The organism is Helicobacter anatolicus (assembly GCF_021300615.1).
Taxonomy (GTDB): domain Bacteria; phylum Campylobacterota; class Campylobacteria; order Campylobacterales; family Helicobacteraceae; genus Helicobacter_H; species Helicobacter_H anatolicus.
In genome coordinates, this window is record NZ_JAJTMY010000001.1 from 72,752 (window position 1) to 92,634 (window position 19,883).

General features: G+C 32.4%; 25 protein-coding genes and 4 tRNA genes. 19 read left to right on the top strand and 10 right to left on the bottom strand.

Annotated elements, in window-relative coordinates; translation table 11 throughout:
- The 8 genes from hisB to mrdA are packed head-to-tail and all read left to right on the top strand — an operon-like array spanning position 1 to position 5,328.
- Entirely contained in the window at positions 1-597 is a 597-nt protein-coding gene (hisB, locus tag LW133_RS00425; RefSeq protein ID WP_233075461.1) for an imidazoleglycerol-phosphate dehydratase HisB, read from the top strand.
- On the top strand, positions 594-1,091 hold the full coding sequence (locus tag LW133_RS00430; protein ID WP_233075462.1) for a KdsC family phosphatase: 498 nt from the start codon (positions 594-596) through the stop codon (positions 1,089-1,091). The genes hisB and LW133_RS00430 overlap by 4 nt, the downstream gene beginning before the upstream one ends.
- 43 nt (positions 1,092-1,134) lie before the next feature.
- On the top strand, positions 1,135-1,608 hold the full coding sequence (locus LW133_RS00435) for a hypothetical protein (protein WP_233075463.1): 474 nt from the start codon (positions 1,135-1,137) through the stop codon (positions 1,606-1,608).
- Between the two features lie 3 nt (positions 1,609-1,611).
- Positions 1,612-2,091: a lipopolysaccharide transport periplasmic protein LptA gene (lptA, locus tag LW133_RS00440; RefSeq protein WP_233075464.1), complete on the top strand. Its 480-nt coding sequence runs from the start codon at positions 1,612-1,614 to the stop codon at positions 2,089-2,091.
- Entirely contained in the window at positions 2,069-2,680 is a 612-nt protein-coding gene (yihA, locus tag LW133_RS00445; protein WP_233075465.1) for a ribosome biogenesis GTP-binding protein YihA/YsxC, read from the top strand. Before lptA ends, yihA begins: the two co-directional genes overlap by 23 nt.
- Positions 2,670-3,131 (top strand): N-acetyltransferase, encoded by a 462-nt coding sequence (locus LW133_RS00450; protein ID WP_233075466.1) that lies wholly within the window; start codon positions 2,670-2,672, stop codon positions 3,129-3,131. The genes yihA and LW133_RS00450 overlap by 11 nt, the downstream gene beginning before the upstream one ends.
- A complete protein-coding gene (locus tag LW133_RS00455; RefSeq protein WP_233075467.1) occupies positions 3,080-3,553 on the top strand; it encodes a hypothetical protein in 474 nt (157 codons plus the stop codon). Before LW133_RS00450 ends, LW133_RS00455 begins: the two co-directional genes overlap by 52 nt.
- Positions 3,550-5,328: a penicillin-binding protein 2 gene (gene mrdA / locus LW133_RS00460; protein ID WP_233075468.1), complete on the top strand. Its 1,779-nt coding sequence runs from the start codon at positions 3,550-3,552 to the stop codon at positions 5,326-5,328. Before LW133_RS00455 ends, mrdA begins: the two co-directional genes overlap by 4 nt.
- 10 nt (positions 5,329-5,338) lie before the next feature.
- Here the strand turns inward: mrdA and murJ are convergent, their stop codons facing one another.
- A complete protein-coding gene (gene murJ / locus LW133_RS00465) occupies positions 5,339-6,772 on the bottom strand; it encodes a murein biosynthesis integral membrane protein MurJ (protein ID WP_233075469.1) in 1,434 nt (477 codons plus the stop codon).
- A 90-nt stretch (positions 6,773-6,862) separates the two neighbouring features.
- Between murJ and LW133_RS00470 the strand changes: the two genes are divergently transcribed.
- Together LW133_RS00470 and ruvA are read left to right on the top strand one after the other, a co-directional pair.
- A complete protein-coding gene (locus tag LW133_RS00470; protein ID WP_233075470.1) occupies positions 6,863-8,665 on the top strand; it encodes a FapA family protein in 1,803 nt (600 codons plus the stop codon).
- 7 nt (positions 8,666-8,672) lie between these two features.
- The gene (gene ruvA, locus LW133_RS00475) at positions 8,673-9,242 is read left to right on the top strand and encodes a Holliday junction branch migration protein RuvA (protein WP_233075471.1); all 570 of its coding nucleotides are present in this window, start codon (positions 8,673-8,675) and stop codon (positions 9,240-9,242) included.
- Here ruvA and ruvX read toward each other — a convergent pair.
- From ruvX to LW133_RS00520, 9 genes are read right to left on the bottom strand one after another with little or no spacing between them, the layout of a single operon-like run.
- Positions 9,203-9,625, bottom strand: coding sequence for a Holliday junction resolvase RuvX (gene ruvX / locus LW133_RS00480; RefSeq protein WP_233075472.1), 423 nt, complete (start codon positions 9,623-9,625; stop codon positions 9,203-9,205). The two genes, ruvA and ruvX, sit on opposite strands and share 40 nt — an antisense overlap.
- Positions 9,622-10,407 (bottom strand): DNA-processing protein DprA, encoded by a 786-nt coding sequence (locus LW133_RS00485; protein WP_233075473.1) that lies wholly within the window; start codon positions 10,405-10,407, stop codon positions 9,622-9,624. The genes ruvX and LW133_RS00485 overlap by 4 nt, the downstream gene beginning before the upstream one ends.
- 3 nt (positions 10,408-10,410) lie before the next feature.
- Complete coding sequence (gene minE, locus LW133_RS00490) at positions 10,411-10,641, bottom strand: cell division topological specificity factor MinE (RefSeq protein WP_233036976.1); 231 nt, start codon at positions 10,639-10,641, stop codon at positions 10,411-10,413.
- Positions 10,638-11,432: a septum site-determining protein MinD gene (gene minD / locus LW133_RS00495; RefSeq protein ID WP_233075474.1), complete on the bottom strand. Its 795-nt coding sequence runs from the start codon at positions 11,430-11,432 to the stop codon at positions 10,638-10,640. The genes minE and minD overlap by 4 nt, the downstream gene beginning before the upstream one ends.
- Positions 11,433-11,447: 15 nt before the next feature.
- The gene (gene ilvC / locus LW133_RS00500; protein WP_233075475.1) at positions 11,448-12,440 is read right to left on the bottom strand and encodes a ketol-acid reductoisomerase; all 993 of its coding nucleotides are present in this window, start codon (positions 12,438-12,440) and stop codon (positions 11,448-11,450) included.
- A gap of 43 nt (positions 12,441-12,483) precedes the next feature.
- Positions 12,484-14,700: an endonuclease MutS2 gene (locus LW133_RS00505; protein ID WP_233075476.1), complete on the bottom strand. Its 2,217-nt coding sequence runs from the start codon at positions 14,698-14,700 to the stop codon at positions 12,484-12,486.
- 1 nt (position 14,701) lies between these two features.
- Positions 14,702-15,109, bottom strand: coding sequence for a hypothetical protein (locus LW133_RS00510; RefSeq protein ID WP_233075477.1), 408 nt, complete (start codon positions 15,107-15,109; stop codon positions 14,702-14,704).
- Complete coding sequence (gene murC / locus LW133_RS00515; RefSeq protein WP_233075478.1) at positions 15,109-16,434, bottom strand: UDP-N-acetylmuramate--L-alanine ligase; 1,326 nt, start codon at positions 16,432-16,434, stop codon at positions 15,109-15,111. Before murC ends, LW133_RS00510 begins: the two co-directional genes overlap by 1 nt.
- Positions 16,431-17,576, bottom strand: coding sequence for a succinyldiaminopimelate transaminase (locus LW133_RS00520; protein WP_233075479.1), 1,146 nt, complete (start codon positions 17,574-17,576; stop codon positions 16,431-16,433). The genes murC and LW133_RS00520 overlap by 4 nt, the downstream gene beginning before the upstream one ends.
- Before the next feature lie 135 nt (positions 17,577-17,711).
- Here LW133_RS00520 and LW133_RS00525 point away from each other — a divergent pair.
- The 9 genes from LW133_RS00525 to LW133_RS00565 all read left to right on the top strand — a co-directional run bounded on the left by LW133_RS00525 (position 17,712) and on the right by LW133_RS00565 (position 19,835).
- A tRNA-Gly gene (locus LW133_RS00525) sits at positions 17,712-17,786 on the top strand.
- Positions 17,787-17,824: 38 nt separating this feature from the next.
- Positions 17,825-17,912 (top strand) — tRNA-Leu (locus tag LW133_RS00530).
- A 13-nt stretch (positions 17,913-17,925) separates the two neighbouring features.
- Positions 17,926-17,999, top strand: a tRNA-Cys gene (locus tag LW133_RS00535).
- A gap of 22 nt (positions 18,000-18,021) precedes the next feature.
- Positions 18,022-18,109, top strand: a tRNA-Ser gene (locus tag LW133_RS00540).
- A 105-nt stretch (positions 18,110-18,214) separates the two neighbouring features.
- Positions 18,215-18,478: a S24 family peptidase gene (locus LW133_RS00545; RefSeq protein ID WP_332908887.1), complete on the top strand. Its 264-nt coding sequence runs from the start codon at positions 18,215-18,217 to the stop codon at positions 18,476-18,478.
- Positions 18,479-18,488: 10 nt separating this feature from the next.
- The gene (locus LW133_RS00550) at positions 18,489-18,647 is read left to right on the top strand and encodes a hypothetical protein (protein ID WP_233075481.1); all 159 of its coding nucleotides are present in this window, start codon (positions 18,489-18,491) and stop codon (positions 18,645-18,647) included.
- Positions 18,648-18,672: 25 nt separating this feature from the next.
- Positions 18,673-19,026: a dATP/dGTP diphosphohydrolase domain-containing protein gene (locus LW133_RS00555; RefSeq protein WP_233075482.1), complete on the top strand. Its 354-nt coding sequence runs from the start codon at positions 18,673-18,675 to the stop codon at positions 19,024-19,026.
- The gene (locus tag LW133_RS00560; protein ID WP_233075483.1) at positions 19,023-19,541 is read left to right on the top strand and encodes a hypothetical protein; all 519 of its coding nucleotides are present in this window, start codon (positions 19,023-19,025) and stop codon (positions 19,539-19,541) included. The genes LW133_RS00555 and LW133_RS00560 overlap by 4 nt, the downstream gene beginning before the upstream one ends.
- Before the next feature lie 36 nt (positions 19,542-19,577).
- Positions 19,578-19,835, top strand: a complete 258-nt coding sequence (locus tag LW133_RS00565) for a transcriptional regulator (RefSeq protein WP_233075484.1) — start codon at positions 19,578-19,580, stop codon at positions 19,833-19,835.
- Positions 19,836-19,883 lie beyond the last annotated feature (48 nt).

A 19,883-nucleotide genomic window follows, 5' to 3' on the forward strand; every position in this document is an offset into this window, starting at 1 on the left:
ATGATTTATTTAGAGCGCAAGACACGAGAGACGCAAATTCAAATGGGACTCAGAATCTATGGAAGTGGGCAAGCTAAGGTTGCTACATCTATTTCTTTTTTTGATCACATGCTTGAAGCATTTGCTAAGCATTCTTTGATGGATTTAGAGCTTGTGTGTAAGGGTGATATAGAAGTGGATTATCATCATAGCATTGAGGATTGTGGGATTGTGATGGGGCAATTGTTAAAAAAAAGGATTTATCCACTTCATGGGGTAGAGCGTTTTGGTAATGCAAGTGTGGTGATGGATGAGGCTTGTGTGGAATGTGATATAGATTTAAGTAATCGTGCTTTTTTGTTTTTTGATTTAGCAAGAAAAGAGATAGATGAGAGTATTTTGCAAGGACAGATAAGGGATTTTAATGTTGAGTTGATTGAGGAATGGTTTAGGGCTGTTGTTATGCAAGGTAATATGAGTGTGCATTTAGCAATCAAAAGAGGAAGAAACTTGCATCATATTATCGAAGCTGCTTTTAAGGCTTTTGGTGTAGCGTTACGACGTGCATTGAGTAAAAATGATTCGATGGCAATTCCTAGTACAAAAGGAGTCTTATGATTGAGTTGATTTGTTTAGATGTTGATGGGACTTTGACAGATGGCAAGCTTTATTATTCTGATTTAGGTATGGAAATGAAAGCATTTAATGTGCATGATGGACTCGGAATTGCTTGTTGGTTAAAATTAGGTAAAAAGATAGCTTTAATTTCTGGACGTGATGCAAAAAATGTGCAGACTAGAGCGCAAGAGTTGGGAATTACAGAATGTTTCTTGGGGATTAGAGATAAAAAGCAAGTAGTATTAAAATTGATGGAGAAGTATCAATTGCAATCCCATCAAATTGCATGTATTGGTGATGATTTAAATGACTTACCGATGTTTGCAATATGTGGAATGTCTTTTACACCAGCAAATGCTGCAAAAATTATGCATAATTATGCAAAATACATACTTACTGCTAATGGTGGGGAAGGTGCAGTAAGGGAAATGATAGACTTTTTGATTGTGCAAGAAAAACTAGAAGGTAAAGTACTTGAGTTTTTTACGAAATAAAATCATTTTTTTATTTTTTTTATTGATATTAAGCTTAATAATATTGGCGTTGTTGTTTTTTAAGCCTCGTGGAGAGGTGTTTATTGATACTGATAATATTGATATTGCCAAAATTGAGGTGAAGGGTTTTAAAATGTATCAAATTAAAGAAAATGTGACAGATGCAATTATTGTTGGTAATCAGGCTATTCAATATAGAGATCATGAAATTTTTAATAATATTTTAATTAGCCGATTCTTAGAAAATGGGCAATTTGAAGATGTTAGAGCAAGTCGTGTTTATCGTAAGCAAGATATCTATCGCTTTACTAATGGTGTGGATTATAAAAAAAGTGATGGAATAAGTTTTGTATCTCAAACAGGTGTGTTAAATTTAAAAACGGAAGTTTTTAATGGCAAGGGGGAATTTGAATTAAAAAATTCTCAAGGTGTTGTAAATGGGATTGATGTTGTTTATGATAAAAAAAAAGAGATTGTGAAAGCAAAAAAAATTAAGTCGAAAATTAGATTGGATTAAGTAATGAAAATTTTATTTTTATTGTTGTTTTTAAATGTTGCATTTGGAGAGTTTTTGGAAATAGTGGCCGAAAAATTTACAGGAGATAATCTTAAGGGGGTAAGTGTAATTGAGGGGAATGTTGATATTAAAAAAGGTGAAGATCGACTAAGGGCTGATAAGGTGACAATTTATACAAAAGAAAATAAATTGCAGGAGGTTTATGCAGAGGGGAATGTTGATTTTATAATTACAACCCCTGATTCTAGAAAAATTAAAGGAAAATCAAAAAGCTTACGATATGATGCATTGCAAACACAATATCATCTTTTAGGGGATGTGCATGCTCAAGAAGAAGGAAAGGAAAATAGTCTTAATGGTGATGAGGTAATTGTTAATAAAGAAACAGGTTATATGAATGTCGTAGGAAACAAAAATAAACCTGCACGATTAATTTTTAATATTGATGAAGTGAAAAAAGATGGTCAAGGTTCAACAAAGTAAGTTTATTACTTCAGCAAAGAAGCTTGCACAATGTCCTCCAGAAGATATTGCAGAAATTGCATTTTTGGGGCGAAGCAATGTGGGAAAAAGCACTTTTATCAATCTTTTAAGTAATCATTTTAAACTTGCTAAAAGTTCATCGACACCGGGAAAAACACAACTGATTAATTTTTTTGAAAGTATTTGGATTTTTAAAGAAGAGCAGTATAAAATGCGTTTTGTGGATTTACCAGGTTTTGGATATGCGAAGGTTGCAAAGACCTTAAAAGAAGAGTGGAAAAAAGACTTATGGGAGTTTTTAAATTGTCGAAGCACGATTAAATTATTTGTTCATTTAGTTGATAGTAGACATACGCAGTTAGAAATTGACTTACAAGTCTCTCAAATGCTAGAAAAATTATGTAGAGGTGATCAAAGTGTATTGAAAATCTATACTAAATGTGACAAACTTAATTCTAATCAAAGAGCACTTTTGTCAAAGCAAGGGTTGTTGCTTAGCACGAATCAAAATCTTATTAAAAGTCAACACGGAGGAGTGGAAACTATACGATTGGAAATTTTAAAAAAGGTGTTTGGATATGAAGGTTGAGTATAAAAAACCTATATTGAGTCATATACAAGAAATGCAAAATCTTGTATATGAAGAAGTGCAACAAGGGTTAATTTTGCCACGCACAATGGAAGATATGGCAAGAAATATACGTTCTTATTATATTGCGGTTTTTGAGGGTAAGATTATTGGGTTTTGTGCTTTGCATATTTATACTCCAAAACTTGCAGAAATTCGAAGTTTGGTTGTAGATGTAAAATATCGCAACCAAGGGATTGCTCAAGAATTAGTGAATTGCAACCTTTTAGAAGGAAAAAATTTGGGCATTAAGGAGTTTTTAGTTTTAACTTATCGCCCCAATTTATTTAAAAGATTGGGGTTTAATGAAATACAAAAAGAAAAAATACCACATCAAAAAATATGGGCAGATTGTGTAGCATGCAAACATTTTCCAGTGTGTCACGAAATAGCATTATTAAAAACCTGTTAATTAATTTTGTATTTTTGGTTTTTTATATTTTTTATGTTGCATTAAGTAGTGTTTATATTATTTTGCCTCCACTTTTAGGCATTTTATTTGCAAAATATATTAGAGATGTCAAACATAAAAGACTAAGCGGGGTTTTTTGTATTTTTATTTGTTGTGTGTTTTTTGAAGTGGAGCGATCTAATACTGTGGGGGTTTTATTTTTATTGTTTATTTTTCTTTCATTTTTGGTTAATAAAACATTGACTTTATTTAGAGAAAAAGGCTATCTTTTTGGTCTTATTTATGTATTTTTACCGTATATCTTTTATTTTCTTTTCCTGCAAACTTTTATGGTTTTTAGTGGGCAACCACCTATTGAGGTTGATTTTTATTTATTGTGGTATCTTTTTATTGAAGGTGTGATTGTGCTATGGAGAAGATGAATTTTCGCATTAAGCTTATAGCAATTTTTTTTATTGCTATTTGGATTGTTTTGTTGGTGCGTATTTTTGCTATTAGTATCCAATCTAATCAATATTATATGCAATTAGCACAAAAAAATATTACGCGCAAGGATATTGACATTCCTTTTAGAGGGTTGATAAAAGATAGAAATGGCAGTTTGGTTGCAATTAATAAGTTGGGCTTCTCTATTGCTTTGGATCCGCATTTAAATCAAAAACAATTAGATGCGCAGATTGATTTTTTGTTGCAATATCTTCCACATCTTAATGCACAAGATATTTTAAAAAGCTATGATCGGGAAAAATCCCCCTATAATCACACACCTATTAAAGTGGTAAAATTTGTCGATTACGATTTAATGCAAAAAAAATATGCCTATCTTATTCAAAATAATAAAATATTTGTAGAACCTGCTTCAAGACGCTTTTATCCTTATAAGACAAGTGCTTCACATGTAATTGGTTATGTAGGGGCAAGTGATGAAAAAGATATTATCAAAAATGTGGTAAGTAAATATACAGGGGTTGTGGGAAAAACAGGGTTAGAGCGTCAATATAATGTATTTTTACAAGGGCAAATTAGTGAGAAGATTATCACTGTAGATTCTCATAATCGCATTGTCTCTGTACGCTATGAAAAAGATAGTGTGAATAGAAATGATCTTACAATATCTTTGGATATGAGATTGCAAAAAATTGCAGATGAAGCCTTTGATGGTAAAAATGGTGCGGTCCTTGTGATGGATATAGAAAATGGTGAGTTGCTTGTAGCAGGAAGCTATCCTGAATATGATTTGAATGATTTTGTTGGAGGGGTGAGCTATGCAAAATGGAATGCTCTGCAAGAAGATTTATCCAACCCCTTGCTGAATAAATTAGTCAATGGTTTGTATGCCCCTGGTTCAGTAATTAAAATGGGAATGGCATTAGCACTTTTAGAATATGCGGGGATAAATGAGCACACTTTAGTAGATACTCCTGGATTTATTGAGCTTGGAGGAAGACGATTTAGGGATTGGAAGCCAGGAGGACATGGAAAGACTGATGTGGTAAAGGCATTGCGAGAATCTGTAGATGTATATTTTTATAAACTTTCACAACAAGCAGGTATGACAAATCTTGCAGGTGTATTAGGTGAAATGGGATTTGGAGCAAAAACGGGGGTGGATTTGCCTAATGAATTTGTGGGAATATTACCAAGTCCGGAGTGGAAAATGTCTAAGGGGCAACAATGGTATTTGGGGGATACCGTGGTAACTTCTATCGGACAAGGATCATTTTTGGTAACCCCGATGCAAATTGTGCGTTATACGGGTTTAATGGCTAGTGGGGAATTATCTACACCACACTTTGCAAAAATTTTTCAAGAAAAAGAAAGTGATTTTAAAAACAAGGATATTTTAAATGATTTTCAAAAATCTAAACTTAAATTTATTCAAGAAGGGATGTATCAAGCTTGTAGTTCTCAAGGTGGGACAGCAAGAAGAGCGACAAAAAGTTCTTTGGTACCTTTAGCTTGTAAAACAGGGACAACACAGGTAATTTCAATTCCACAAAATATTAAAGTAAGAATCAAAGAAAGTGATTTGCCATATTATCATAGATCGCATGCATGGATTACAGGTTATGCGCCTTATAAGAATCCAAAATATGCGATTACGGTTTTTATCGAGCATGGAGAGAGTGGTGGGAAGGCAGGACCAATACTCGCAAGAATGGCAAACGCATTAAAGGAGTATGGTTATATTAAATAAGATTTTAAAATCAAATATGTATAAAAGTTAAAAAAGTTTGTAGAATAAGAAGTTCTAAAATTAAGAGTGCGATGAGTAATAAAAAATATTTTTTTGAAGCAATGAGCCAGAAGAAATTTTTGATACCAAAATGTTTAATTGTGAGAATAAATAAAATAAAGCCGCTAATGCTTGAAGCAAGTGCTAAACCATAAACTTTTAGAAAATGCATAGAGATTACAGAGCAAATTAGGCCAACTCCTAAAGAAATAGTAGAAATTAATGCAGCCTTTCCTTGTTTTTTGTGTGCATAAAGCCAAAGGGAAAAGATCTTTGCCAGACCAAAAGGGATGAGACCAAGTAGATAGATGGCAAATACATTGGCCGTAATTAAAGTGTGTTCGCGTAAAAAATTTCCATGCTCATAAAGCAAAAAAATAATCTCATTTTTTAATAAGATTCCTCCTAGAGTGCAAAGAGTTAATAAAATCATTAAAAACCAAAAAGATTTTTTTAAAAGATTTTTGGCTTTTTCTTCTTCTTGATTTTTGATTGCTCGTGCAATAGTAGGAAATAATGCGGTAGAAATAGCAATTGCAAAGATTGCTAGCGGGAGCTGGAAAATACGATTAGCATAGTAGAGGTAAGAAATGCTTCCAGTTGCAAGAAATGACGCAAGAATAGTATCTATAAATGCTGCAATTTGTGCGGTTGAGCTACCTATCATGGCAGGAAAAAATTGTTTAAAAAAACTTTTGATGCTTTCTTGGTAGAATTTTTTTGCATGATTTTTAGATTTTTTTGTGATGAATAAAAAAATATCTTTACATCCTACAAGAAAAATTTTTAGATATTTTGCTTGATAGAGTGGATAAAAATGCAAAAGAATTTGTGCTGTTCCTCCGCATAAAACTCCATAACTTAATAAATAGACAATTTGCATACCTTCATAGCTTTTTGCGATGAGTAGTGAGAGAATCATAAAAATATTTAAAAGTACGGTGTTGTAGGCATTTACCCAAAAAATATTTTTATATTGCAATAATGCGCTTAAAAATGTGGTAATGAAAACAAGTTCAAGATACCAAAAATTGATCACTACAATAGGGCGTGCAAGGAAAATTTTTTCTTCACTAAATCCATAAGCTAAAATTTTTGTAAAAAAGCCTGAAAAAAACCACACAAAGAGGCTTAATAAAAAAATACTGCAAGCAAAAATAAGGAAAGTGCTAACGATAAAAGAGCTTTTGCGTTTTGCACCAATAAGACTAGGTAGGAAACTTTGTGCAAATGCACCTTCGCCAAATATTCTTCTAAAAAGATTGGGAAATTTGAAGGCTGCAAAAAAAATATCGCTCAAAATTCCTGCACCCAAAATATTCGCTGTTAATAAATCGCGTATAAAACCAAAAATTCGAGAAAACAAGATTCCACTACTATTTGTAAAGAAAGCTTTTTTAAGCAAAAAAATCCCTTGAATTTTAATTGTTTACTTTGTTATTAGAGAGAATTATACTAAAATTATAGGAGACTTTAATTTTTGGGGTTTATTTTAATGTTGGATATAAATTTTGTTCCACAAGTTATCAAGCAATGCTTTAATGTGGCAGAAGAATTAAAAAAATTCTCCTTAACTTTTAAAATCGACCCTAATCTTATTGATTTTAAAATTTTGAATATTTATACTTTTTTGGTGCATTTGGATGGAAAAAAAGAATTGTTAAATACACATACCATGCATTATCTTGAAGAGGATCAATATTATAATAGTGGTGATTTTCATTTTATTCAGAATTTTGATATAAAAATTTTTCCAAAAAATGAGCATTTTGATGTTGCATTAAAGATTTCTGAAAATTGCGATGAAGCACGATTATTTTTTTATCAAGATGATATTTTGCATGATGATGAGGAGTTTTTTGAAAAGGTTTTGCATTTGGTTGAGAATCACTTGGTATTACATCGTGTGATTTTGAGAAAAAACACAAAAAGAAATGCGCAAATTATTGAGCAAATTAAGCAAAAAATTCATCATAAAACTCCTTATCCTTTAAGTATTGTTGTGGAGAGAGCAAGTTTTACTCCTTCTATACAACCTTATTTTGTGTTTGTTCCAAAAGAAGAATATAAAGATTATAAACAAGAGTTTAAGCACGCATATTTTGCGGTTAATATCGATGATACGATTTTAAAATATTATCAAGGTGTAGAAAGTAAGTCAGGTCGCGATGTTTTTGGGAAATTTGTTGAAGGTGAAAGAGGAGATATTAAAGATTTGGATATGCCGGATTTTAATAAAGAAGATGCGGTATTAGAGCAGCAAGAAGGTTGTGTTGTGATAAAATCTTTGGTTGATGCATATGTTTCTTATAGGGAAAATAAGATTTTGTTTTTTAAAGAAAAGATTTTAGATAATGTCAAAACTTATAATATTCCTATGCTTTTAGGAGGTGTGGATAAGCAAATATCTTTAGAGATTATGGCATCAGATCCTTCTAAAGATGCTATCGCTTCAGGTGTGGTTTTGGAGGCAAATGCAATTAATATTAAAGGGAGCATCGGATCTAATGTTGTTTTAAGAGCAAAAAATATAGATATTGAGGGGCAGACACATCAAAATACAAAAATTTTTGCGCATAAAGCAAAGATTTTGTTGCATAAAGGATATTTAGTTGCAGATTTTGCGGAAGTAGGGAGCGTAGATTCTGGAAGTATAGAATCAGAAAAAATCTTTGTGAGTTATTGTAATGGTGGGCGTTTATTTGGCAATGAAATTAAGATTGCAGAGTTAGAAAATAATAATAAGATTACTTTTAATTCTAAAATACATTTGCAAAATATTTCTGGCGAGTATAATGAAATTGTGTTTTATTCTTTTATTAATGAAAAAACAAAAGAACTTGCGGAGGTATTGAAGCATAAAAAAGAACAGCTTGCAGAAAAGGGAAAAGTACTTTTTGCTAAATACCAAAAGATGACAAATTTTACGATTAAATATCAAAGAACAATTGATCAAATAAAAAGTGCAGATGATAAAATGCAAGCGCAAATGTTGCAAAATAAGGGAATTAGAGATATTTTTTATCGATATAATCTTGCGCTAAAAGAATCTAAGCGACTTAAAAAAGAATTACTAGAATTTGAATCTCTATTAAAAAATACTTCTATTAGTATGATGCAATTAGATGATGAGGTGCTGGGTGCACAGGTATTTTGTGATGGATCATGGGGGGTAGAAACTCAGCTTTGCTATCAGAGAGAATATCCCAAAAATATGACAAAAAATTTGATTGTAGAGAAGGGATTCAAGGGTAATTATCAGCTTGATAAAAAAACAAGAGATTTTATAGTATTTTAGGATAACAATGATTTTTGGATTAAAGGGCAAGGTTTTTAGATTAGAAAATACACGAGTTTTGCTTGATGTTGGGGGCGTGATTTATGAAGTTAATATTTCTTTGCATAGTGCACGGTTTTTGGAAAATAAAGAAGAAATTTTTCTTTTTGCAACACAGATTGTACGTGAAGATGCGCATTTGTTGTTTGGATTTGTTGAAGAGATTGAAAAACAAACTTTTGATCGCTTGATAAAAATTAATGGCGTGGGACCTAAGGTTGCTTTAGCAATTTTGTCTACTTATAGTGCACAAGAATTTATAGAAATCATCCAAACAAAAAATATTGCGGCATTGCAAAAAGTCCCTGGAATCGGTGGGAAGAGTGCAGGGAAGATTATGGTGGATATTTCAGGATTTTATGTAGATTTGATAGCACAAGAAGGCGTAAAAGATTCAAAAAGTTTAGCGTATCAAGAAGTGAAAATGGCATTAGAAAGCTTGGGATTCAAGGCAAATGCTATTGATAAGGTTTTAAAACAAGTGCAAAAAAATAGCGTTCAAGACATGATTAAGGAGGCTTTAGGATTGCTTAAATAACGCTCCAATATTTTACATGCTGCTAGGGAATCTATTATGCCATTTTTTTGAGCTTCTTGGCGTTTTTCTTTTTTGAGATATGTGAGATTGCTTTGTGCTTCGAAGCTTGTGAGATCTTCATCTATGAAAACAATTTTTGCTTGTGTTTTTAAAAGACTTATAAAAAAAATAATACGTTTTTTGGTTTCTTGTGCACTTGTACTTTGAGAATTTGGGATTCCTACAATCAGCGTTGTAATTTGGCGATTCTTAAGGAGTTGTGATAATTCATTAGATGCTTGGTTGCGATTTTTTCGTAGTATGGGCTCTAGGGGCAAAATAATTTGATTAAGATAGATAGCAAGACCAATGCGTTTTAATCCTATATCACAAGCTAGAATCATGAAGTTATAATCACTTTACCATTTGTGCGTTTGATTTTTCCTTCTAATTCATATTCTAAGATACGGTCACCAAATTTTTCAAAGGCTTCATCAAAACTAGGGGCTAGGGTGCAAAATTCTAAGATAGGATCACTGGGGGGATATGTAATATTTAGTATGGATAAAAAGGCGTTAATATCATAAATTGCATGGGCTAGATTATTTTGCAAAAGCCAGTTAGTACCAAGACTTTCATTAATTCTGTGTGGGAGTACATAAATAGGTTTTTTTTGTTTTATGGCAATATTTGCACTTTGCATTGTCCCGCTTTTGAGATCTGCTTGAGGAATAATGACAAGGTCGCTTAGACCAATTACTATGCGATTTCTTTGTATGAATGAATAAGATTTTGGCATATAGTTTTTTTCATATTCGCTAAGAATTAGGCTTTTTTTTGCAATTTCTTTGATGACATGTTGATTACTTGTGGGGTAGATGCAATCAAGGCTATTTGGTGCTACCATAATAGTGTTTGGGAGTGCGGCTGTATGCGCGAGAATATCTGTGCCAAGTGCCCCACCACTAATGATTATTGCACCTGCTTGTGTGAGTTTTTTTACTAAAGGGTTGATAAAATTTTTTGTATAAGTGTTAGGCTTTCTAGTGCCGACAATAGCAATCTTTAGAGGACGATTGATAAGATTAAAATCCCCTGTAAAAAAAAGTTTTTTTACAGGAGGATAAATTTCTAAAAGAGATTGAGGTATTGTGGGTGCTGGATTGATGACAAAAGAGCTTTGCACGACTTACCCTAAAACAACCTCAACTTCAAGAGTATTAATGTTTTGATTAGAATCTGTTTTAATGTGTACTTGAGAACTTTTGGTGTATTTTTTTACTACTTCTAGAATTTCTCTTTGCATATCTTCCATATAAGGAATATTAACACTTCTTTCGTGAGCCAACATTAAGCTTAGACGATTTTTTGCAGTACTGGCAGATTTATTGTTGCCAAATAATTTTGAAAATATACTCATTTAAACAACCTTTGAAAGAATCCTTTTTTCTCAAGATTTTGGAATGGCACTTCCTTGCCTAGGATTCTTTGTGTGATATTTTTGTAGCTGATTGCACTAGGGCTATTTGTATAAATTACAGGTTCTCCAGTATTTGTTGCAGAAACTACGCGGCTATCTTCTGGTACTAGTCCGATAAGAGGAAGTGCCAAAATATTTAATACATCATCAGTATTTAACATTTCTCCCTTAGCAACAAGCTCTGGTTTGATGCGATTGATAATAATGTGTTTTTGTACTTCTTGACCATTTTTTGCTTTGTCAGATTTTGCATCCATGATTCCAATTACGCGGTCACTATCTCTTACAGAACTTACTTCAGGTGTGACAACAACTAGTGCTCTGTCTGCCCAAAAAATTGCATGTTCAAAACCACTTTCAATTCCTGCTGGAGAATCTAGCAAAATATAATCAAAATCTTTTTTTAATTCTTCGATAAGATGTTTTACTTTGTCTTTGTCTAAAATATTTTTGTCTTTGCTTTGTGAGGCGGGAAGAAAAAATAGATTTTTAGCTTTTTTATCGTTGATGAGTGCTTGTTTGAGGTTGCATCTACCCTCCATAACATCTACAACATCATAAACAATACGATTTTCAAGTCCCAAAATCATGTCTAAATTTCTTAACCCAATATCAAAGTCTACTGCCACAACTTTTTTTCCTTCTTGAGCCAATCCTACCGCAATATTTGCCGTACAAGTAGATTTTCCTACTCCACCTTTTCCTGATGTAATTGTAATAACTTCTGCCATTTTTATTCCTAATTTTTAAGATTTGTTTTTAAAGATTTTTTGACGCAAATCCCTACCGATTTGTTCAATAGGGTGATCATGTATATTTTTGCGTTCCGCTTGCATGCGCAGATACCCACTTTGTTTTTCTAAAACAAAATCTTTTGCAAAACTCCCATTTTGGATTTGTTTTAGAAGTTCTTGCATTGCTTGTTTTGTTGTTTGGGGTACGATATGATCTTGACTAATGATCATGCCATATTCTGCAGTGTTGGAGATATTTTTATGTAGACTTTCAAGACCTCCTTGATAAAGAAGATCTACAACAAGTTTAAGTTCATGCAAGCATTCAAAATATGCCAATTCTTTTGGAAATCCCGATTCTACCAATACTTCAAAAGCATTTTTTACAAGAGCCTTTAGTCCACCACATAATACTGCTTGTTCTCCAAAAAGATCGCTTTCAGCCTCAAGTTTAAAAGTCGTTTCCATAATAAAACTTTTGTCTGCTTTGATGGCTGCAGCATAGCTAAGGGCGAGATCTTTGGCATTGTTTTCTTGGTTTTCCTGATGTACTGCAATTAAAGCAGGCACACCATTATCTTTTAAGAATCCGTCTCTAACTCCTTTGCCTTGAGCTTTTGGAGCAACCATGATTACACCTATATTTTCAGGGGGTAAGACAAGTTTAAAGTGTACACTAAAACCATGGCAAAAAACCAAAGTATGGTGAGATTGTAAAAAAGGTTTAATATCTCTTTCAAAAATTTCTTGATGTAATTCATCAGGCATCATCATTACAATAAGATCACTTTTTTGTACACATTGACTTACACTATAAACTTCAAAGCCTAAAGATTTTGCAATAGGAATGCTTTTACTTTCAGGATATAAGCCAATGATCACCTCTATGCCATTATCTTTGAGATTTTGAGCATGGGCACTTCCTTGTGATCCAAAACCAATCACAGCAACTTTTTTTTGCTGTATTAAAGCGAGATTGCAATCTTTTTGATAGTAAAAATTCATCACCTTATTTCCATAAAAATTATCGCCATTATAACTAAAAAAACTAGAGTTTGATAATTTTAGCGCCAAAGCCACCCATTTGTGGTGGTGCATCTTCAAAGCTCACAACTTTTGGATGAGTACTTAAAAATTCTCTTACAACGCGTGATAGGATTCCAGTGCCAATACCATGATAGACCAATACTTCATCAAATCCTGATAAAAGGCTATCAGAGAGGAATTTATCTAGCTTTTCTAATGCCTCTTCAGCGCGTAATCCATGTAAATCCAAATGTACATGTGAGGTTTTTGGCATGGGAATATGAATTCTTTTTTTTGGAGTAGTGGCTTCCTTTCCAATGGGTTTGAGTTGGTAAGGAGGGACTTTTAGGCGCATGCCTTCATCAAGCTCAATAAGGACCTGTTTTTGGGAAATAGAAAGGATTGTAGCTTTGCTTGTTTTATATTTTACGCGTTGGCCTATGGATAGTTCTCTGGGCTTAGTTTCTTGTGTAGTTTGGATTTTTAGGGAGTTTAGAATTTTATTTGCATGGTTGATATTACGATGAATATCGCTAGTTTGTTTATCTTTGAGCTCTAGTTTTAGGGCTTTTAGAGCTTGATTGTAGGTATTTTGCAGAGTATTTTTTTCTTTAGTAAAATCATTAATATATTGCTGTTTTAAATCTTGCAAAGCTTCTTGTTTTTTATTATAAAGGGCAATTTTTTCCTCATATTCTTTAATTTTTTGTTGTAAATTAATTTCTAGTTGTGCGGATTTTTCGATTAGTACATTGAGTTTTTCTTTGTCTTGCCCATAGTTTTTCCTTGCTTCTTCGATAATATTTAGCGGAATTTTGTAGCGTTTTGCAGTTTCAAATGCATAGCTTTTACCAATACTCCCATAAAGAAAATTAAAAGTAGGTTTTTGTTTTTCTTCATCATAAATTGCAGCACAAAGTTGGATTCTAGAATCATTTGCCATTAATGCAGCTAATCTTTTATGATGTGTAGTAATGATAATTTTTGCATTTTTTGTGAGTAAATTTTCTAAAATCACTTTATAAAGACTTGCAGCTTCATCAGCATCAGTTCCTAGTTCGATCTCATCTACTCCAAGTAACATTTCTTTTTCTTGTAAAATATGGGAGAAATCTAGCATTCTTCCTGCAAAAGTGGAAATATCGTTTTTGCTATTTTGTGGATCAGAAATGATTGCAAAAATATTTTTAAAATGCGGAATTTGAGAATAATGAGGGTTGATTTTAAAGGGTATAAGATGTTTGGATAAAAAAACCGCACTAAGTAAGGATTTTAATAACATTGTTTTACCACCCGCATTTACCCCTGTGATAAGTAAAAGTTGCTTGTTGAAATCTATGGAAATGGGTTTGGGATTTGCCAAAACTGGATGGGAAAAATCTTTTAAGACAATGTGGGTGTTTTTATATTGTGGTAATATGAAATTTAAATTAAATTCCTTGGCAAAAAAGATTCTTGCTTGTATATGATCAATTTTATCAAATTCTTTATTAATGAACTGCAAGAATAATATATGTTTATTGAAAACTAGGGAAATTTGTTTACAGATTGTAAAAAGGGTTTCTTCAATAAGATTTTCTATTTCTTGAATTTTTTGATAGATGCTTTTAATTTCTTCGGGGAGGAGATAAAAAAAACCATTGTGAGAGCGTTGCAAAACTACACCAGTAATCACACTTTGATAACCGGGTTTTACAAGCAGGGTTTGAGTTTGATCGATAAAATGGATTTGAGAATCTACTAAATATGGAGCTAGTTTGGAAGAGTGCAAAAGAAGTTCCAAGGCTTGCTGCATATTTGTTTTTTGTCTTTTTAAGGAGAGCTCCAGGCTATCTAGCTCTTCAAAAATTCCATTTTTAATCTTCCCATCTTTTTCAAAATATTTGCTAATCTCAAGAAGAGAATCAGGAAGCTGGATTTTTTGTAGATAATTATTTAGGTATTGTGTTTTTTGTATCTCTGTATGTTTTTTAAGATAGATGAAGTAGCGGATAATTTTGATAAATTCAAAGATTTCTTGTAATTTGAGTATGCCAAATTTTTTAATAATTTGTAAAGAAGAATCAAGGTTTTCAATCCTTGGAGGAGGTGTAAAATTAATAGAATCTAACTCTTTGATATAATGAAAAAATTGATTTTTATCTCCCTCTAATGTGAAGTCTTTTTGCCTTGCAAAAAGCATGGTGAATTTTTGAATGAAGTCTTGTAAATCAAGTTGTGTAATAAGATGATTTTGCATATTATTCTTTTTCTAATTGTTCTTGGAGTTCTTGATTTTCATATTGCTTAGATTCTTTGTTTGGTGCACGTTTGCAATCTTGTAGGGAAAAAATAAGATTTTTTGCAGGAGTTTTTTCTTTACCAATTAGTGTAAGTGTGCCTGTGACAAGGTTAAAGTCTTTAGCATTTACTATGGTATTTTCGCAAATAATATCCTCGCCTCTTAAAAAATTCATTTGTAAAAGATAGGCTTTTTGATCTAACTGACTTTTGTTGTAAGCATAATACCCGATAAAAACACCAAAAATTGAAAGCGTGATACCGCTAAGAATCTTTTGTTTTTTATTGATCATGCCAAAATCTTTGAGAATGAAAAACAATAAAAAAATAGCGGTAAAAATTACAATTACAATAGGTAGTAGAGCCATTATTTTTCTCCCCTGAGTTGATAGGTAATATCTCCAGCACCTAGTCCTATTACAAGGTCGTTATCAAGAGTTTTTATAAGTTTTTTGTGATGATAGATTAGAATTTTTTGCTCTTGCTTCTTAATGTGTGTGGCCATAATGGGGTGATATTTTGCAAAGAGTTGTGGCATATCAAAAAATATTTCTTCCTCACCTGCACACCAAGTTGGTAGGATAATTAGTGTATCGCAAAGTTCAAAAGATTCTTGAAAGGCTTCTAGATTATCTCTTAGTCTTGAGAATTTATGCGGCTGCCAAATCGCTGTGATTTTTTTATAGGATTTAAGGTTTGCATAAATTTTAGCAGCTTTAAGTGTAGCAATAATTTCTGTAGGGTGATGCGCATAATCATCAATAATACAAGGATTATCTTTTTGGATGATATCAAAGCGTTTTTTGATTCCACGATAATTTTTGAGATTTTTTCTAATTGTTTCTATATCCATCTCTTGAAGTGCAATAAGGATTGCTTGGGCAGCATTACTTGCGGTATGTTCACCAAATCCCCATACTTCAAAAATACCTAAATCTTTTAGATTAAAACGACAATAAGGTTCATCATCATGAAGGAAAAACTCTATATCTTTGATATCATTTTTAGGGGAGAAGGTAAGGTATTTTTCTTGTGGTAAGGTAGATAAAAAAGGATCATCACTATTAATGCAGGATATTTTTGCAGAGTTTAAAAAGTTTTCATAGGATTGATAAAAAAGATTGAGATCATAATTATAGCTTTGCATATGTTCTGGTTCTGCATTGGTAACGATGGCATAATAAGGATTGGAATTCAAAAAACTTCTATCAGATTCATCAGCCTCAAAGACAATACCTTCACTTTTTGTATCTCTAACATTAGAATTAAATTCTTTGCTAATTGCCCCGATAATTGCACCATAGTGATTAAAAACACTACAAAGCATTGCACTTGTAGTACTTTTGCCATGTGCCCCACAAACACTAACTACTTTTTTTTGCCCCAAGATAAGTTGTAATGCATCTTTTCTTGAAACAATAGGGATTTTTTTTTCTCTTGCTCTTAGGATTTCTATATTGTCTTCTTGGATGATTGCAGAATGGATAATAAGGTCTTGATTGGTGATGGCATCAGGATTGTGAGGAATAGTGATTTGTATTCCTTGATCTTTGAGGTCTTGGATTAGCTTGTTTTCTGCAATATCACTGCCACTAATAATGGCTCCTTGTGCCTTAAGATATCTTGCAATCCCTGAAATTCCAATACCGCCAATGCCAATGAGATGAATTTTTAGATTCTTAATCAGTTTCAATATTGTCCTTTATCTAAAAAATTTTTTAAAGTCTTTAAAGCAGGTTGTAAAATTTGTGATTCATAAACAAGTGCAATTCTAACATATCCCGCTCCTATATTTTCTTTTTTGTTATTTTCCCTACCCAAAAAACTCCCTGGTAATACTAAAATCCCTTCTTTTTCATAAAGTTTTTTGCAAAACTCTAAATCATTGCCTACTTCTAACCAAAGATAAAAAGTGTAGGGGGATATTTCTAAATTAGGAAAAATTTCTTGAGCAATTTTTAGATTTTGTGCATATTTTTTTCGAATCTTTTCTGCTTCATTGTGGGCTTGCCATGCGATACTTGCCGCCTTTTGTAGAGGGGTGGGGATTGCACAACCCAAATAGGTGCGATAAGTGGCATAGGATTGCAAGATCTTTGCATCTCCCGCGATATAACCACTTCTTAGTCCTGGAGCAGAAAGGCGTTTTGAGATTGAATTAATACTAAGAATATTTTTAAATTTTTTATTGCCCATCAAATAGGAGGCTTCTAGGATCCCAGCAGGCGGGGTATTTTGATAGATTTCACTATAGCATTCATCATTGAGTAATACAAAATCGTATTCTAAAGCATATTCTATCCATTGTTGCAATTCTTTAAGTTCTAATGTACTTCCTGTGGGGTTATTTGGTGAATTTAAAATAACAAGATGAGCTTGTTGCATTTCTTGTGGGGTTAGTTTGGGTTTGAAGTAATTTTTTGCTTCAAGATGCATCAAGATTGTTTTTGCTTTACTGGCAATACTTGCTCCTTCATAAATTTGATAGAAAGGATTGGGATATGCCATGATTGGATTTTGAAATTGAGAGAGAAAAAATTGTGGAAAATTAAATAAAACCTCTCTCGTGCCAAATGTGGGAATCAGATTCGTGGAATCTAAAAAAATATTGTAGCGGTGTGAGATAAAATTTTTGATTGCAGTGTGGAGAAACTCCTCTCCCTTGCTTTTGGGGTAGTAGCGTAGATCTTGGGTATTTTGTTTGAGGGCGTCTTGAATAGTTTGAGGGGTTTCAAATTGTGGTTCGCCAATTGTGAGTTTAACAACTGGCTTTTTGGGCACGATAGGAGAGATGAGTTGTTGAATTTTTTCAAAAGGGTAAGGTTGAAATTCCAAAATATTACTCCTTAATTTATGTTATTTTGTTTATTATAAATAATTTTTCAATTTTTTTTTGTTTTTTTCTTGATTTTTTTACAATGCATTGCTAAAATTACACTCTACAATAAAAAAATTTGATAGTTATAAGTCGCGGGAATAGCTCAGTGGTAGAGCACAACCTTGCCAAGGTTGGGGCCGCGGGTTCGATCCCCGTTTCCCGCTCCATTTTATTTTCAAGTTTTTACTCTGATAAAGTTATTTTTGCCCGGGTGGTGGAATTGGTAGACACAAGGGACTTAAAATCCCTCGGATATTGCTTCCGTGCCGGTTCAAGTCCGGCCCCGGGCACCACTTATAATAGGATGGCGACATAGCCAAGTGGTAAGGCATGGGCCTGCAAAGCCTCGATCCTCGGTTCAAGTCCGAGTGTCGCCTCCATAATTCATGTATTACGAAATTTCGGGAGATGGCTGAGCGGTTGAAAGCGGCGGTCTTGAAAACCGTTGAGGGTCACACCTCCGGGGGTTCGAATCCCTCTCTCCCGGCCATTAATATTACTTCAAACTCACAAAAAAACCATAAAACTATCATAAATCGCCTAAATGAGTATATTCTAAAGATATTTTATTTATTTTATTTTTTTCAATGAATATATAGGTGATAGCATGGACCCATTAATTAATAATGAAAGCATAGTATTTTGTGATAAAATGGAAAAAAGTATAAAAAATGGAAAAGTTTATGCCATTAATACTATTGATGGAGTTTTTGTAAAAGAATGTTTTTTACAGGGAGAATTATTAAAACTAGAATCTATCAATAAAGAATATCCACCATTATTCTTTAATCTCAAAGATATTTTTAAAGTATCACAAGAAGAACTACCCATTATTGATGTAGATTCCATGCCATTTTAAAAGAGCTTTGATGGTTAAAAAAATACAAATTATAGAAAATATCTATAAGATAGAAAAACAAGATAATAAGAATAAAGATAAAAATAAAGCAAATGCCCTTCATTACAAAGCAAAAAACAAAAGCATAAGCTTTAAAAAAATCATAGAAAAACAAATGAAAATAAAATAATCCAAATCACCTAAGGAAGCAAACAATGAATAAAGATTTTGAAGAGTTTTTTAAAGATGCACCAACTATGGAACAAAAAGAAGAGCTATTAAAAAATAATAATTTTATGAAGTTAGATCATGAAAAATTAAAATATCACTTATTGCCCCCCTTAGCATTAAAAAAAGTTGTTGGAGTTTTAACTTATGGAGCAAATAAATATGCTGAAGAAAATTGGAGGAATTCTAAAAAAGAAGATTATAAAAGAATGCTGAGTGCAACTTATAGACACATAGAAGCTTATAGAAGTGGTGAATACTTTGATAATGAAAGTAAATATCCACACCTAGCCCATGCAATATGTAATCTTTTATTTTTATTAGAGCTTGAAAAAGTATGATTTTTACTACCAAAGAACTAGGGGAACTTCTAAGCCTTACAGAAAGGCACATTTATAATTTAGAGAAACAAGGAATATTAAAAAAAGAAAACAAAAATGAGTGGGATGCACCAAAGAATATCAAAGCTTATATTGAATATAAATTAGAAAATGAAGGTAAAACTAGCGATTATGGAAAAATAAAAGCAAGAAGAGAATTAGCCGATGCTAAGCTCAAAGAACTTACACTAAAAGAAAAGCAAGGAGAATTAATCCACATTACTACCATTGCAAAAGAATTAGAAGATATTGCTGTGACAATATCAAATAAACTCTATGCCCTTCCTCACACAATAAAATCCCAAACAAAAATCACAAAAGAAACAGAGAAGCTCCTTAATATTGAAGTAGAAAAGATTTTAAACGAACTTAAAGACCCTAGGGAGTATGAAATAAAGGCTAATTTATTTTTAGAAAAACAAGCACTAGAAAAAGAAGGGATAGAGGATGATAAAGAAATTAAAGAAGAGGATTAAAAAAGAGACTTAGGGATTTTAGATAAAATAATAATAGTGAAACAAAGGAGCAAAGAAGTGACAGCACAAGAGATAAAAGACTTTTGCAAGGAGCAAGGACTAACTTATAAGCAATTGGGTGATCTGATAGGGTATAGTGAGAGTTCTTTAAAAAGTATATTAACAACAGGGAAAATTAGCGAAAATTTAGAAAAATCCATAAAGCTACTTATAGATAATAGAGATTTGAAGTTAAAATTAAAAGAAATGGATAATCTTAAAAACACACTAAAAACGCTACTAGACTTAAAATAATTTAACGAGCCAATTTTTTGGCTGGTTGTTTTCTTCAACTTTTTTTAT

What these genes read in the sequence shown, in the direction of transcription:
- LW133_RS00505 (WP_233075476.1), bottom strand. Translation starts at nt 14,700, where the DNA reads ATGCAAAATCATCTTATTACACAACTTGATTTACAAGACTTCATTCAA.
- LW133_RS00470 (WP_233075470.1), top strand. Translation starts at nt 6,863, where the DNA reads ATGTTGGATATAAATTTTGTTCCACAAGTTATCAAGCAATGCTTTAAT.
- LW133_RS00450 (WP_233075466.1), top strand. Translation starts at nt 2,670, where the DNA reads ATGAAGGTTGAGTATAAAAAACCTATATTGAGTCATATACAAGAAATG.
- ruvX (WP_233075472.1), bottom strand. Translation starts at nt 9,625, where the DNA reads ATGATTCTAGCTTGTGATATAGGATTAAAACGCATTGGTCTTGCTATC.
- yihA (WP_233075465.1), top strand. Translation starts at nt 2,069, where the DNA reads ATGGTCAAGGTTCAACAAAGTAAGTTTATTACTTCAGCAAAGAAGCTT.
- LW133_RS00430 (WP_233075462.1), top strand. Translation starts at nt 594, where the DNA reads ATGATTGAGTTGATTTGTTTAGATGTTGATGGGACTTTGACAGATGGC.
- LW133_RS00550 (WP_233075481.1), top strand. Translation starts at nt 18,489, where the DNA reads ATGGTTAAAAAAATACAAATTATAGAAAATATCTATAAGATAGAAAAA.
- LW133_RS00510 (WP_233075477.1), bottom strand. Translation starts at nt 15,109, where the DNA reads ATGGCTCTACTACCTATTGTAATTGTAATTTTTACCGCTATTTTTTTA.
- hisB (WP_233075461.1), top strand. Translation starts at nt 1, where the DNA reads ATGATTTATTTAGAGCGCAAGACACGAGAGACGCAAATTCAAATGGGA.
- minE (WP_233036976.1), bottom strand. Translation starts at nt 10,641, where the DNA reads ATGAGTATATTTTCAAAATTATTTGGCAACAATAAATCTGCCAGTACT.
- LW133_RS00560 (WP_233075483.1), top strand. Translation starts at nt 19,023, where the DNA reads ATGATTTTTACTACCAAAGAACTAGGGGAACTTCTAAGCCTTACAGAA.
- lptA (WP_233075464.1), top strand. Translation starts at nt 1,612, where the DNA reads ATGAAAATTTTATTTTTATTGTTGTTTTTAAATGTTGCATTTGGAGAG.
- ilvC (WP_233075475.1), bottom strand. Translation starts at nt 12,440, where the DNA reads ATGAATTTTTACTATCAAAAAGATTGCAATCTCGCTTTAATACAGCAA.
- LW133_RS00455 (WP_233075467.1), top strand. Translation starts at nt 3,080, where the DNA reads ATGCAAACATTTTCCAGTGTGTCACGAAATAGCATTATTAAAAACCTG.
- mrdA (WP_233075468.1), top strand. Translation starts at nt 3,550, where the DNA reads ATGAATTTTCGCATTAAGCTTATAGCAATTTTTTTTATTGCTATTTGG.
- ruvA (WP_233075471.1), top strand. Translation starts at nt 8,673, where the DNA reads ATGATTTTTGGATTAAAGGGCAAGGTTTTTAGATTAGAAAATACACGA.
- minD (WP_233075474.1), bottom strand. Translation starts at nt 11,432, where the DNA reads ATGGCAGAAGTTATTACAATTACATCAGGAAAAGGTGGAGTAGGAAAA.
- LW133_RS00555 (WP_233075482.1), top strand. Translation starts at nt 18,673, where the DNA reads ATGAATAAAGATTTTGAAGAGTTTTTTAAAGATGCACCAACTATGGAA.